Here is a 12,690-nt window from a genome sequence, read left to right as displayed (position 1 = left end):
GTCGGATCCCGTTGTTGCGCAACGGGCTCCGACCCCTGTTGATGGGCCATGAGGACGGTAGATCCACGCCATGCGTGGATGGATTTCTGGTTCATCTGTGCCTCACGCGGTGGGCCGATGAAGGTTCATGCTATACGGCCACGCAACGCACAGGACATCGCATTCCCCATGGCACGGACCCGGGTCGGCATCATCTTCGGGGGCAAGTCTTCCGAGCACGAAGTTTCACTGCAGTCGGCGAAGAACATCCTCGATGCGCTTGATCGCGAGCGCTTCGAGCCGGTGCTGGTCGGCATCGACAAGCAGGGCCAGTGGCATCTGAGCGAGCCTGCGACCTTCCTGCTCAATGCCGATGATCCGGCACGCATCGCGCTGCATCGCTCCGGCCAGTCGCTGGCGGTCCTTCCCGGTGCCGAGCAGGCACAGCTGCAGCCCTCCGATGCGGCCAGCGTGCTGGGCCAGATCGATGTGGTGCTGCCGATCGTGCACGGGCCTCTGGGCGAGGACGGTGCGCTGCAGGGCCTGCTGCGCATGGCGAACCTGCCCTTCGTCGGTTCGCCGGTACTGGGCTCGGCAGTGGCGATGGACAAGGACGTGACCAAGCGCCTGCTGCGCGACGCCGGGCTGCAGGTGGCGCCGTGGCTGTGCATCCGCCGCCACCAGGTGGCGGAAGTGGATGTCGATGCGGTGATTGCCCAGCTTGGCCTGCCGCTGTTCGTGAAGCCGGCCAACCAAGGCTCGTCGGTAGGCGTGAGCAAGGTCAAGGATGCGGCGGGCTTTGCCGAAGCGCTGGCATTGGCGCTGCGCTACGACCACAAGGTGCTGGTGGAATCGGCGGTGATCGGCCGCGAGATCGAGTGCGCGGTGCTGGGCAACGAACATCCGCAGGTCAGCCTGTGCGGCGAGGTGGTGGTGCACGACGAGTTCTACGCCTACGACACCAAGTACATCAACGCCGATGGTGCCGAAGTGGTGGTACCCGCGGATATCGATGCTGCAACACAGGCACGCATCCAGCAGATCGCGCTGCGGGCCTACCAGGCGCTGGAGTGTGCCGGCATGGCGCGCGTGGATGTGTTCCTCACTGCGGGCGGCGACATCATCATCAACGAGGTCAACACGCTGCCGGGCTTCACCCGCATCAGCATGTACCCGAAGCTGTGGGGTGCCAGCGGCGTGGACTACACCACGCTGATCACCCGCCTGATCGAGCTGGCGCTGGAGCGCCATGAGGCCGATCGCGGGCTGCAGAGCGCTGTGTAACGTCGTGATCGCCCGCAGAGTCGAGCATAGCTAGACTCTGCGGAAAGCGATGCCGGCCAGCGGCCGGCACTACCGGCTAGCCGCGCTTGCGGAACATCGAGATCACAGCAAGGATCAGGAACACCACGAACAGGATCCAGGCGATGTTGGTTGCGGCGCCGGCGATTCCGGAGAAACCCAGAACAGCGGCGATGATGGCGATGACAAAGAAGATGATGGCGTAGTGCAGCATGGCGCTCCTCGCGGGTGGTCGAGCCTTGGATGGCGTGGGTCCATCCTCCCGATCCTGCGGTGTGCAACCAGTGACGGCGATCTATGCAGCAGATGAAGCCTTCAGCCTGCGCAGCCCCTCTTCGATGCTGACCTGCGGCACGTAGCCGAAGTCACGGCGTGCCGGTTCCATGCTGTACCAGTGCGGCGTGCACAACTGCTCGGCCAGGAAGCGGGTCAGCGGCGGCTCGCCACGCAGGCGCAGCAGCGGCCACAGCCGCTCGCAGATGGCGCCAACACGGTACGCGGTCTTGAAGCTGATCGCCTTGTCCACGGATGGCGCACCCACCGCAGCCAACAGCTTGTTGACCAGCTCGCGCATCGGCAACGGCTCGCCATTGGAGATGAAGTAGGCCTTGCCCGCACACGCAGCGCCCGGCGCCAGTGCCTCGAAGGCGAGGAAGTGCGCCAGCGCGGCGTTGTCGATGTAGGTGGTATCGACCTTGTTGTTGCCATCGCCGACCAGGCGCAGGCGTCCCTGCCGCGCACGCTCGGCCAGCCTCGGCACCAGCTGCTGGTCACCGGGGCCCCAGATCAGGCGCGGACGCAGCGCCACCGTCGCCAACGCTGCATCGTTGGCGGCCAGCACGCGCTGTTCGGCGATTGCCTTGGTAGCCGCATACGGCGCCTGGAAATCTTCGCCGTACGGCACCTCGTCAGCCCCGAGGCCTTCCACCGGGTGCGTGGCACGATGGGTCACGCTGGGCGTGGAGGTGTAGACCAGCCGGTTGATGCCATGCGCGCGGCAGGCCGCGAGGACGTTGTCGGTGCCGACCACGTTGGCCTGGTGGTAGCTGTCATAGCTGCCCCATGCGCCGGCCTTGGCGCCGTTGTGGAACACCGCATCGACGCCGGCCACCGCATGCAGCACCGCCTGCGCATCGGCCAGATCACCGCGGATCTGGCCCACGCCCATCGCTTGCAGTTCCGGGTAATGACTGCGGTTGAACGCCAGCACCTGGTGGCCACGCTCGACCAGCCCGCGGCACAGCGCCTGCCCAAGGAAACCACCGCCACCGGTGACCAGGATCTTCATGCGCGCTTCTCCAGTTCGGCGCTGGCCCAGACGGCGAGCTTCTCGCGGCCGATCTTGGCGTTATGACGGATATCGACGGGGAACGAAGGGTGTACCAGGAAGTGCTCCAGCCCGGCTCCGGCCAGGCATGCGGCGGCCTTGGCACGCAGCGCTTCCTGCAGTGCCGGGCTGTCGGACCGGCCACGCTGCAGTTCCACGCACAGCACCGGCACCTGCGCACCAGCGGCACCCACGCCAACCAGCGCAGTGCGCGCCACGCCGGCCACGGTGTTGAACATCGGCTCGACCTGCTCGGTGTACAGCGGCCCGCGCGCGGTTTCCACGCGCTGCGTCTTGCGCCCGCAGAACCACAGGCGGCCCTGCACATCGAAATAACCAACGTCACCCATGCGATGCACCACGCGGGTGCTGCCATCGGCCAGCGTCTCGCGGATCTTCGCGGCGGCGGTGGCCTGCGGGCGGTTGAAGTAACTGTCGGTGGCGGTCGGCCCGGCCACGGTGATCTCGCCCACCTCGCCGGTGGCCAGCACACGTGCCTGCGACCAGTCGGCCAACGGTGCGTCGTCGATGGCGATGATGCGCACCTCGTTGGGGGCCACCACGTTGCCCACGCAGGTGCCGGCACCGGCCTCGGTCGCCGCGCGGGTGCGCTCCAGTTCGCGGCCTTCGACCACCGCCACCGGCAGGCACTCGGTGGCGCCATAGGGAGTCCAGAACTGCGCATCGGCCGGCAGCAGGCTGCGGATGGTGGCGACCACGTCCGGCGGCACCGGTGCCCCGGCCGAGGTCACCCGGGTCACCGTCGGCAGTGGCCGCCCGTGCCGGGCCAGCACCCGCATCAGCGCTGGCGAGCCGAACAGCTGGGTTACGCCGAAGCGCTGGATGGCATCGTGCAGGCGTCCCGGGTCGGCCTGCGCCGGCCGCGTCGGGTCCATGTCCGGGATCACCGAAGTCAGGCCCAACGCCGGGTCGAACAGCGCGAACGGTGGGAAGGTCGGCAGGTCCACCCCACCCGCTTCCATGCCGAAGGCACTGCCCAGCAGCTGGATCTGGCCGACGAAGTGGCGGTGGCGGTAGACCACGCCCTTGGGCACGCCGGTGGAGCCGCTGGTGAACAGGATCGCCGCCATGTCCTCGCCATCGGTATCGGCCAGCATGGCCCCCCCCTTGGCACCGGCACGTTCCAGCGCGGCCAGGCTGGTACCGCCCCAGCCGAGGCGGCGGCCGACCGTCACCAGCCGGGTGGCCGACGGCGCCCAGCGCAGCACCAGCCGCGCCACATGCGCCAGCGGAATGCCGATGAAGGCCTGCGGCTGCGCCTCGTCCAGGCACTGCTTCAGCGCGCGCCGGTCGATGCCCGGATCGACCAGCACCGGCACTGCGCCCAGCTTGAACAGCGCGAACATCAGCAGGAAGAACTCCGGAGAAGGCCGCACCATCACCACCGTGCGCACGCCACGGCCGATCCCGTAGCCGGCCAGGCCGGCGGCCATGGCATCACTGCGGGCGTCCAGCTGACGGTAATCGAGGGTGACATCGTAGGCGGCCATGCCGTTGCCGGCGCCGCGGCGGCCCGGGCAGCGGATGGCGATCTGGTCGGGGCGTTCACGCGCCAGTTCAGGCAAACGGGCCGCAATGTTGCAGGGTCGGTTCATCCGTTCATTGTCGCCGCTTACGGAATTTCTTGCGCGGCGGCCCACTTCGTGGAAAATCCGCACCCTCGTTCCCGATTCCGACTGCCGCCCGAGGCGGCTTGCCCATGCAACATCCCTGCATGACCTGCGGCGCCTGCTGCACCCAGTACCGCGTGGCCTTCCACTGGATGGAATCGGACGAGGTCACCCCCGGCGGCGTGCCGCACCAGCTTACCGAGGTGCTGGACCCGCATCGCCTGTGCATGCGCGGCACCCATTCCAAGCCGGTGCGCTGCGTCGCGCTGGATGCGCAGATCGGCGTGTATTCACGCTGCACGATCCACCCCAACCGGCCCAGCGTGTGCCGTGAGGTGGATGCATCGTGGGAATACGGCAAGGCCAGCCCGCAGTGCGACAGGGCGCGCATTGCCTATGGCCTGGATCCGCTGACGCCGGCCGACTGGCGTTGGCGCGATGACGCCGACAATGACGACGATCATCCGGACGACAACGGCAACAGCCCGTCCTCGCCGCCGCAGGCACCGGTCGCCGCATAATCCGGTGTGCCGACCAACGGTCGGCACCCACCCATACCTTCCACTTGTGGGTGCCGACCGTTGGTCGGCACACCGCTCAGATCGGGTTGGCGTCCAGGAACGCGCGGATCTCCGGTACCAGCACTTCGTGCTTGTCTTCCAGCACATAGTGGCCGGCGTCCTCGAAGGCATGCACCTGGGCCTGCGGCAGCGCGGCCTGGAAGCCCTTCAGGAAATGATGGTCGAACACGAAGTCGCGCAGGCCCCAGCCGAGGAAGGCGGGACGGTCGGCGAACGACGGCAGCGCCTTGCCGGCGCGTTCCAGCAGCGACCAGGCCTTGTCGGCCGGCGACAGCGGGATGTCCTGCATGAAGCGGATGGTGCTGATGCGGTTGGCCCAGCTGTTGTACGGCGACACGTAGGCGCGGCGCACATCGGCCGGCATCCTGCGCTCCACCCCAAGCCAAGAGGCACCGGACGAGAACGCGTTGAAGGTGCGGATGATCCACTCGCCGATCTTCCAGTGGCGACCCAGTGCGATCTGCCACGGCATCTTCTTTGCCGCCGGCATCGGGAAGGCAGCGGTGTTGAGCACCACCAGGCGCTTCACCTGCTCGTGGTGCGACAGCGCCCAGCCGAACCCGATCATGCCGCCCCAGTCGTGCACGGCCAGGGTCACCGGGCCGGTGATGCCCAGGTGCTTCAGCAGCGCATCAAGATCGTCCACGCGCGACTGCAGCGTGTACTCATAGCGGCTGTCGTCCGGCTTGTCCGACAGGCCCATGCCGATGTGGTCCGGCACGATGCAGCGGTAGGTGTCCGACAGGCCGGCCACCAGCGTGCGCCAGTAGTAGCTCCACGACGGGTTGCCGTGCACCATCACCACCACCTCGCCATCGCGCGGGCCCTCGTCGAGATAGTTCATCGACAGGCCGGGGCGGACCTCGAAGCGCTGCGGGTGGGCGGGGTAACCGGGAAAATCGCGCATGCGGAGCACCTAAGGAGAGTCGCGGCGCAATGTAGAGCCGAGCCGTTGCTCGGCTGCTCTCCGGTCCGCTGCGGAAGAGCCGCGCTGCGCGCGTGAGCCGAGCATGGCTCGGCTCTACAGGAGGTCGGGCAACGGGCTGCTTACCAGACCACCTCAGCCATCGAGCAGTTCAGGCCCGAGCCAATACCCAGAAGCGCGATGCGATCGCCCTTCTTCAGCTTGCCCAGCTGCTTGAGCTTGCTCAGCACGATCGGCACCGAGGCCGGGCCGATGTTGCCGTGCTCGCCGAAGATGGTCATGACCTTCTTCGGGTCGATGCCGAAGTTCTTGATGAACGCGGCGGTGTGCGGCTGGCTGACCTGGTGGATCACGAACTGGTCGAGCTCTTCCACGGCCCAGCCGAGTGCGATCTTGGCGGCGCTGAAGGTCTTCTGCGCCAGCTTGATGCCTTCGATCAGCAACAGGCGGGTGTCGGTGACCATGCGGTCCAGGTTGCCCAGGCACAGCTGGTTCCACTCGGTGGCCGAGCGGGTCACGCCGCCCTTGTAGCGCGGCGCGTCCGGCACCAGCTCCGCGCGCGCCATCACCATCGCGGCGGCGCCCGACCCGGTGGTCAGCGCGGCCAGCTCGTTGCGGAAGTCATCGGCGGTGACGTCCGGGGCGGTCATGCGCTCCAGGGTCTTCTCGTACACCAGATTGGCGGTCTCGCCGTCCACCACCAGCGCGTAGTCGATATCACCGCGCTCGATCATGCGCGCCGCGATGTCCATGCCGTTGATGAAGGCCAGGCAGGCGTTGGCGACGTCGAAGGTCATGCATTCGTCGCTGACACCGAGGTTGCCCGACACGATCGAGGCCGTGGACGGCTCCAGGTAGTCGCGGCTGACCGAGGTGTTGACCAGCAGGCCGACCTGGGTCGCGGTGATGCCCGCGTCTTCCAGTGCCTTGCGGCCGGCCATGGTGGCGGCGTCCGACGCCAGCACGCCGTTGTCCCACAGGCGGCGGGCGTGGATGCCGGCGATGTCGCCGAGCACATCGGTGCGGATACCCAGGCGATCCAACGTCGGCTGCAGGCGTTCGTTGATTTCCTTGGTCGTCAGCGTATGCGGTGCGTCGACGTGTGCCAGGCCGGCGATCGAGACATTCTTGAAGAGCATCGAGGTTAGCGCCAAGGCTCAGGCAAAAGGGGGCGCTATTCTATAACCCCCGCGCTTTCACCGCATCTTTACGAATTCAGCCTCGGCCGTATGGTGAAGCGTTCAGCGCGGCGGGCACTGGAACGCGGTGAAGCGCTGGCTGCCATCGGCGGGGGCCGCAGCGGCCTGGACGGCATTGGCGCCGGCGCTCGGGGCCTCGTTGCGGGCCAGGGTTTCCAGCTCTTCCTGCACCCGCAGCGGGTTGCGGTTGTAGAAGCCGACCTTGCTCTTCACGGTGACCACCACCTCGCCCTTGGCGATGCAGCCGGCCGGAACCGGCCCTGCCGGCAGCACGCGGGTTGCCTTGCCGGCCGGTTCGATCGGCACCCAGGTACAGGCGGTGACGGTGAGCAGCAGGGAGGAAAGCAGCAGAACGCGCATGGGCAGATCCTGGAAGGGTATGGGGGGATTCTGCCTGAACAGCCTGAATCGGGGGTAGCCGGGGCCGGGGTCAGAGCCCCCTGCGGGGGATCCGACCCCAGATCGGCAGAGGGGTCGGATCCCCCGCAGGGGGCTCTGACCCCGCCTTCGGGTCACGGAGTTGCCGGCCAGCGGCCGGCACTACCCGGGGGGAGCCGGCCCGCCACATGGCGGGCCGGGTCTTGCCTTATTTCTTGACCGGGTTGCCTTCGGCGTCGATCACCGTCACCTCGCCCAGGTTCAGCGCGCGCACGGCCGCTTCGGTCTGCTTGAGGTCACCCACCACCACCCAGGTCAGGGCCTGCGGCTTGATCTCTGCGGCGGCCTGCTGCACCTGCGCCGGGGTCATCGCTTCGATCTCGGCCTTGCGCCGCAGCACGTAGTCGTCCGGGCGCTTGAACTGCACGATCGAACCGATGGTCGACGCCACCGCACTGGCGGTCTCGTAGGCACCGGGCAGGCTCAGGGTCTGGATGTTGCGGATGCGGTTGACCTCGGCAGCGGTGGCCGGCTTGCTGCCATCGGCGAACGCGGCGATTTCCTTGCGCATTTCCGCCAGTGCCGGGCCGGTCTTGTCGATCTGCACCGGCGCGCTGGCCATCCACGGGCGCTGGCCCACCGAATTGACCGCGCTGCTGCGCGCACCGTACGACCAGTGCTTGTCCTCACGCAGGTTCATGTTCAGGCGCGAGGTGAAGTCGCCGCCGATCACGCCGTTGGCGATGTCGAAGCGGGTCGAGCTGGTGGCGCTGGAAGGTGCCACCACCTGGCCGGCAAACAGGTTGGCCTGTACCGCGCCCGGCTGGTCGATCAGGAACACGCGCGGGCCCTTCGGCAGCGCAACGTCGGTGGTCGCCTTCACCTGCGGGGCCTCGCCACTGGCCTTCCAGTCGCCCAGCTGCTTGTCCAGCAGCGGCACGATCTCGGCCAGGGTGGTGTCGCCGACCACGATCAGGGTGCCGTTCTGCGGGCGCAGCCAGTCGTGGTGGAAGTCGACCAGGTCCTCGCGGGTCAGGCCGTTGATCGCCGCCTCGTCACCGCTACCGGTAAACGGAATGGCATACGGGTGGCCCTTGCCATACAGCAGCGGGGGCAGCACGCGCATCGCCACCGCACCCGGGTTCACCTTCTCCTGCTGGATGCCAGCGATCCAGCTCGCCTTGACCCGGTCGATCTCGCCCTGCTCGAAGCGCGGCTCGCGCAGCAGGTCGCGGTACAGCGCCAGCGACGGTGCCAGGTTTTCCTTCAGTGCCGACAGGTCCACGCTCATCGAATCCAGGCCGGCCGAAGCATCCAGGCTGGCGCCCAGCGCATCCGCGGCGTCGGCGAAGGCCAGCGAGCCCAGCTTGCCGGCGCCTTCGGTCATCAGGCTCATGGTGAAGTTGGCGGTGCCCGGCTTGCGGCCCTGGTCGGCACTGAAGCCGCCCGGGAACTGGTAGCTGAACTGCACCACCGGAATCTCGTGGCGCTCGGCCAGGATCACCTGGGTGCCGTTCTTCAGCGTGGCACGCTGCAGCGCCGGGAACTTCAGCTGCGGGAACTCGCGGGTCTGCGGCACGCCGGCCTTGCGGTCGACCTGCTCGGGCAGGGTGCTGTACTTCGGGTCCACCGCCGGCACGGTGAACGGCTTCGGCGCCTGGCTCGGGTCTTCCTTCAGCGCCACGCGCTCACCCGGTGCGATCACCAGGGTGTGACTGCCCTTGTCCAGCCACTGCGCGCCCAGCCGGCTCAGATCAGCAGCACTGGCCTTCTCGATGTTGGCCAGCGAGGTGCGGAAGCAACCCGGGTCGCCGGTGAACACCGCGCACTCGGCCAGTGCGTCGGCCTTGCCGCCGAAGCCACCGATGCGCTCGATGCCGCGGATGAAACCGGCGCGTGCACCGGTCTTGGCGCGCTCCAGTTCGGCCGCGGTCGGGCCCTGCTTGATCAGCCGGTCCAGTTCCTCGTCGATGATCTTCTCGACCTTGGCCGGGTCCTGGCCCTGCTTGACCGTCGCCATGATCACGAAGTTCGAGCCCAACTGCGAGGTCGACAGGCCCGACGCGATGCTGTCCACCAGCTTGTCCTGGTGCTGCAGGCGCTGGCTCAGGCGCGAAGACTTCGCACCGCCGAGCACCTGCGCGAACAACTGCAGCTGATCGACCTCGGTGGTGCCGACCTGCGGCACGTTCCAGGCGCGGTAGATGCGCGCCTGCGGCACCTTGTCGGTCATCGTCTCGCGCGTGTCGGCACTACGCTTGGCCACGTTCACCGCCGGCTGCGCCATGGTCGGGCCGGCCGGGATGCTGCCGAAGTACCTGGCGACCTTTTCCTTGGCGGTGGCCAGGTCGATGTCGCCGGCCAGCACCAGCACCGCATTGTTCGGGCCGTACCAGGTGCGGAACCAGGTCTTCACGTCATCCAGGGACGCCGCGTTCAGATCGTTCATCGACCCGATCACGCCGTGGTGGTACGGATGGCCCACCGGGTACAGCGCCTTGTTGAGCTGGTCCCAGGCCTGGCCGTAGGGCTGGTTCTCGCCCTGGCGCTTCTCGTTCTGCACCACGCCACGCTGCTCGTCCAGCGCGGCCTGGTCGATCGCACCGACCAGATGGCCCATGCGGTCCGATTCCATCCACAGCGCCATGTCCAGCGCGGTGGTCGGCACGTTTTCGAAATAGTTGGTGCGATCGGTGTTGGTGGTGCCGTTCTGGTTGGTGGCACCCACCTGCTTGAACGGTTCGAAGAATTCGCCGTCGTGGTTTTCGCTGCCCTGGAACATCAGGTGTTCGAACAGGTGCGCGAAGCCGGTACGGCCAGCCGGCTCGTCCTTGCTGCCCACGTGGTACCAGACGTTGACCGCAACGATCGGCGCCTTGCGATCGGTATGCACGATCACGCGCAGGCCGTTGGGCAGGGTGAACTGCTCGTACGGGATATCGACCTTGGCCGGTGCCGCCGGCTTGGCGGCGAGCGCATGGGTGGGCGCGAGCGTGCCCAGGGCGGTGCTGAGGGCGACGGCCAGCAGTGCAGCGCGCGGGCGAAGGGCGAGAGACATATCCGGATCCTTGGTCACGAAGGTGAACCCCGATCCTAGCCTGCACACGCGGCGGCCGGAATCGGTCGCCAGTCACTGGGGGTGTTTGCCCAGATGGCCATCCTGCCCGACGCCCACGGGTGCTCTTGAAACGTCACAGACGCCGGCTGAACGCGTCCGGACAGTGTCCGCGGCTTATCGAATGGACAGGTGTCCGCCCACCGGACACTTTCGGGACCACATAAAAGCCTTGCAAATCAACAACTAAAAGTTGGCACGCGGATTGCTTGGTACTTCCTGCGCCAGGAAGGGGTTCAGACAAAAGCTGACTGAAGACTGAACAGATGCAGGAAATCGAAAATTTCTCTTGCATGCCCAGAATTGGTGTACTACCTTACTACCACACCACTGCTCACCAACACTAAACAGGCCCCGTCATGAACGCCAAGACCATTGCCATCGCCATCGCCCTGATCGCCGGCACCGCGGTTGTTTCGTCGGTGCAGGCCTCCGAATCGATCACGACCCTGTCCACCGTGCAGGTTCGCCCTGCCGCCGACCAGCTGGCCCAGCAGGCCTGGGAACAGGCCAGCGGCATCCCGACCCTGGCCACCGTGGAAGTGCGCCCCAGCGCCGACCAGCTGGCTGAGCGCAACGGCTACGTCGCCACCCCGGTCGCCGCCGCGATGCCGATCACCACCCTGGCCTCGGTGGAAGTGCGCCCGAGCCTGGAACAGCGCGTCGCCCTGGCCGCCGAACTGGAAGCCCAGCGCTACGCCGCCACCCTGGCTGCCGCTGCCACCAACGTCGCCAACTCGGTCATCGTCAACCTGCCAGCCCTGCAGGTGCGTCCGAGCGCTGCCGACCTGCAGGCCCTGGCCACCGAAACCGCCCAGGTCCTGCTGCGCCCGTAACCGGTGCCGCCCTGCCCCGCGCAGGGCGTGCGCCGTAAAGGCGGCGGTCGTCGCAGGTACACTGCGCCGATGAATGCCGCGCCCCAGTTCCACGTGATCCTGTTCCAACCGGAAATCCCGCCCAACACGGGCAATGTGATCCGGCTCTGCGCCAACACCGGCGCGCAGCTGCACCTGGTCGAGCCACTCGGCTTCGCACTGGAAGACAAGCAGCTCAAGCGCGCCGGCCTGGACTACCACGAGTACTCGCGCCTGCAGGTGCACCCCGACCTGGACACCGCGCTGGCGCGGATCGCACCAAAGCGGTTGTTCGCCCTGAGTACGCGTGCCAGCGTCCGCTATGACAGCGTGGCCTTCGAAGACGGTGATGCGTTCCTGTTCGGCCCGGAAAGCCGTGGCCTGCCGCAGGAGGTGCTCGATGCCCTGCCCGACGGCCGCCGCCTGCGCCTGCCGATGCGGCCGGACAACCGCAGCCTCAATCTTTCCAACACCGTTGCGGTGGTGATGTACGAGGCGTGGCGGCAGCATGGGTTTGCCGGTGGGGCGTAGCGCCACGCGTCTCTCTTCTGCCTGATTGTTGCTGTGGCGGGCGCATGCGTTCATGGCGTTACTTTTCTTTCCACGCGGAAAGAAAAGTAAACAAAAGAAACGCGCCGCCGTCTGCGAGCCGGTGCTGCGCACCGGTACCCTGCGCTCCTCGGCCCGCCGGGGGACGGCGCGGAACTCGCTGCGCTCAGACACCCGCGCCTCTTCGCCCCCGTCGGTCCTGTGGTGCTCGGCTCGCTTCAAGGCGGACCCAACAGCCGCGCGGTAGATCCACGCCATGCGTGGATGCGTTCCGCCTGGATCAATCAGGGGCGCGCGCCATCGCATTGCCCGGAACGCGTGCGATTGCCCACAGAAGAAAACTCCAGACCATCAATATCGGCATGCGCACCGCACATGCCCAAGCCCGTCACCGTCGGGTCGATCCCGCCGGATGAGACTCTCAGCGCACCTGCATGTTTCTCGATAGCCACTGTGCCCAGTTCGGACTGATGAATCAGCTTTCCGGCCTCTGGCTTCATATGCAGCACGAAAGAGCAGACGTGCTGCATCGCCTGGGTACTGTGCAGCTCAACCCTATAGCCCAGTGATTCTTCGACAATCGACAGGCTGTCCCTGAACCCATCACGGCAACTACGTCCGCTGCCCGGTTCGGTACACAGATCGCTCGCCTGCGAATAGCTGCCTGCCCATGCCCCATCCCTGTTGCCTGCCCATGCCATCTGCAGCACGGAGGCTTGGAAGAGCAGCGGGAGGCACAACAGCTGCCTCACAGCGGAATTGTTCTTCATTCAGCTTGCATCTCCGGATAGACGTCCCTTGCCGCCCACCCTACTCGGCAATGCCGGCCAGCGGCCGGCACTACCGGTGC

The 12,690-nt window shown here is 67.0% G+C and carries 12 protein-coding genes; 4 read left to right on the top strand and 8 right to left on the bottom strand.

All coding sequences use genetic code 11. The annotated features are described in order from the left end of the window. Positions 1-168: 168 nt before the first annotated feature. Entirely contained in the window at positions 169-1,263 is a 1,095-nt protein-coding gene (ddlA, locus tag ACSYHF_RS00890; RefSeq protein WP_262220883.1) for a D-alanine--D-alanine ligase, read from the top strand. Positions 1,264-1,339: 76 nt separating this feature from the next. On the opposite strand, the gene ACSYHF_RS00885 is transcribed toward ddlA, so the two are convergent. From ACSYHF_RS00885 to oleC, 3 genes are all read right to left on the bottom strand, one after another. Further along, complete coding sequence (locus ACSYHF_RS00885) at positions 1,340-1,495, bottom strand: DUF1328 domain-containing protein (RefSeq protein WP_005407633.1); 156 nt, start codon at positions 1,493-1,495, stop codon at positions 1,340-1,342. Positions 1,496-1,576: 81 nt separating this feature from the next. Then, positions 1,577-2,569: a 2-alkyl-3-oxoalkanoate reductase gene (gene oleD / locus ACSYHF_RS00880; protein WP_069138107.1), complete on the bottom strand. Its 993-nt coding sequence runs from the start codon at positions 2,567-2,569 to the stop codon at positions 1,577-1,579. Continuing rightward, the gene (gene oleC / locus ACSYHF_RS00875) at positions 2,566-4,224 is read right to left on the bottom strand and encodes an olefin beta-lactone synthetase (protein WP_005420778.1); all 1,659 of its coding nucleotides are present in this window, start codon (positions 4,222-4,224) and stop codon (positions 2,566-2,568) included. Before oleC ends, oleD begins: the two co-directional genes overlap by 4 nt. A gap of 104 nt (positions 4,225-4,328) precedes the next feature. Here oleC and ACSYHF_RS00870 point away from each other — a divergent pair, with 104 nt between their 5' ends. Next, entirely contained in the window at positions 4,329-4,760 is a 432-nt protein-coding gene (locus tag ACSYHF_RS00870; protein ID WP_329845444.1) for a YkgJ family cysteine cluster protein, read from the top strand. A gap of 76 nt (positions 4,761-4,836) precedes the next feature. Here the strand turns inward: ACSYHF_RS00870 and ACSYHF_RS00865 are convergent, their stop codons facing one another. The 4 genes from ACSYHF_RS00865 to ACSYHF_RS00850 form a co-directional block, all read right to left on the bottom strand. Beyond that, positions 4,837-5,727 carry an alpha/beta fold hydrolase gene (locus tag ACSYHF_RS00865; RefSeq protein WP_329845445.1) on the bottom strand — a complete coding sequence of 297 codons (891 nt, stop codon included), beginning with the start codon at positions 5,725-5,727 and terminating at the stop codon, positions 4,837-4,839. Between the two features lie 140 nt (positions 5,728-5,867). After that, a complete protein-coding gene (locus ACSYHF_RS00860; RefSeq protein ID WP_005420782.1) occupies positions 5,868-6,884 on the bottom strand; it encodes a 3-oxoacyl-ACP synthase III in 1,017 nt (338 codons plus the stop codon). Between the two features lie 102 nt (positions 6,885-6,986). After that, positions 6,987-7,304 (bottom strand): DUF4156 domain-containing protein, encoded by a 318-nt coding sequence (locus ACSYHF_RS00855; protein ID WP_005420784.1) that lies wholly within the window; start codon positions 7,302-7,304, stop codon positions 6,987-6,989. A 226-nt stretch (positions 7,305-7,530) separates the two neighbouring features. Further along, complete coding sequence (locus ACSYHF_RS00850; protein WP_095378414.1) at positions 7,531-10,380, bottom strand: M16 family metallopeptidase; 2,850 nt, start codon at positions 10,378-10,380, stop codon at positions 7,531-7,533. 416 nt (positions 10,381-10,796) lie between these two features. Here ACSYHF_RS00850 and ACSYHF_RS00845 point away from each other — a divergent pair, with 416 nt between their 5' ends. Then, positions 10,797-11,273 carry a hypothetical protein gene (locus ACSYHF_RS00845; RefSeq protein WP_005420793.1) on the top strand — a complete coding sequence of 159 codons (477 nt, stop codon included), beginning with the start codon at positions 10,797-10,799 and terminating at the stop codon, positions 11,271-11,273. 69 nt (positions 11,274-11,342) lie between these two features. Continuing rightward, positions 11,343-11,822 (top strand): tRNA (cytidine(34)-2'-O)-methyltransferase, encoded by a 480-nt coding sequence (locus tag ACSYHF_RS00840; protein WP_049400563.1) that lies wholly within the window; start codon positions 11,343-11,345, stop codon positions 11,820-11,822. 302 nt (positions 11,823-12,124) lie between these two features. Here ACSYHF_RS00840 and ACSYHF_RS00835 read toward each other — a convergent pair whose 3' ends face one another. Beyond that, complete coding sequence (locus tag ACSYHF_RS00835) at positions 12,125-12,610, bottom strand: hypothetical protein (RefSeq protein WP_447576001.1); 486 nt, start codon at positions 12,608-12,610, stop codon at positions 12,125-12,127. Positions 12,611-12,690: the final 80 nt, after the last annotated feature.

Source organism: Stenotrophomonas maltophilia group sp. P373, from assembly GCF_053295075.1.
Note: the sequence above shows the minus strand (reverse complement) of the source record. Positions and strands in the feature narration are given on the sequence as shown.

What these genes read in the sequence shown, in the direction of transcription:
- ddlA (WP_262220883.1), top strand. Translation starts at nt 169, where the DNA reads ATGGCACGGACCCGGGTCGGCATCATCTTCGGGGGCAAGTCTTCCGAG.
- ACSYHF_RS00885 (WP_005407633.1), bottom strand. Translation starts at nt 1,495, where the DNA reads ATGCTGCACTACGCCATCATCTTCTTTGTCATCGCCATCATCGCCGCT.
- oleD (WP_069138107.1), bottom strand. Translation starts at nt 2,569, where the DNA reads ATGAAGATCCTGGTCACCGGTGGCGGTGGTTTCCTTGGGCAGGCGCTG.
- oleC (WP_005420778.1), bottom strand. Translation starts at nt 4,224, where the DNA reads ATGAACCGACCCTGCAACATTGCGGCCCGTTTGCCTGAACTGGCGCGT.
- ACSYHF_RS00870 (WP_329845444.1), top strand. Translation starts at nt 4,329, where the DNA reads ATGCAACATCCCTGCATGACCTGCGGCGCCTGCTGCACCCAGTACCGC.
- ACSYHF_RS00865 (WP_329845445.1), bottom strand. Translation starts at nt 5,727, where the DNA reads ATGCGCGATTTTCCCGGTTACCCCGCCCACCCGCAGCGCTTCGAGGTC.
- ACSYHF_RS00860 (WP_005420782.1), bottom strand. Translation starts at nt 6,884, where the DNA reads ATGCTCTTCAAGAATGTCTCGATCGCCGGCCTGGCACACGTCGACGCA.
- ACSYHF_RS00855 (WP_005420784.1), bottom strand. Translation starts at nt 7,304, where the DNA reads ATGCGCGTTCTGCTGCTTTCCTCCCTGCTGCTCACCGTCACCGCCTGT.
- ACSYHF_RS00850 (WP_095378414.1), bottom strand. Translation starts at nt 10,380, where the DNA reads ATGTCTCTCGCCCTTCGCCCGCGCGCTGCACTGCTGGCCGTCGCCCTC.
- ACSYHF_RS00845 (WP_005420793.1), top strand. Translation starts at nt 10,797, where the DNA reads ATGAACGCCAAGACCATTGCCATCGCCATCGCCCTGATCGCCGGCACC.
- ACSYHF_RS00840 (WP_049400563.1), top strand. Translation starts at nt 11,343, where the DNA reads ATGAATGCCGCGCCCCAGTTCCACGTGATCCTGTTCCAACCGGAAATC.
- ACSYHF_RS00835 (WP_447576001.1), bottom strand. Translation starts at nt 12,610, where the DNA reads ATGAAGAACAATTCCGCTGTGAGGCAGCTGTTGTGCCTCCCGCTGCTC.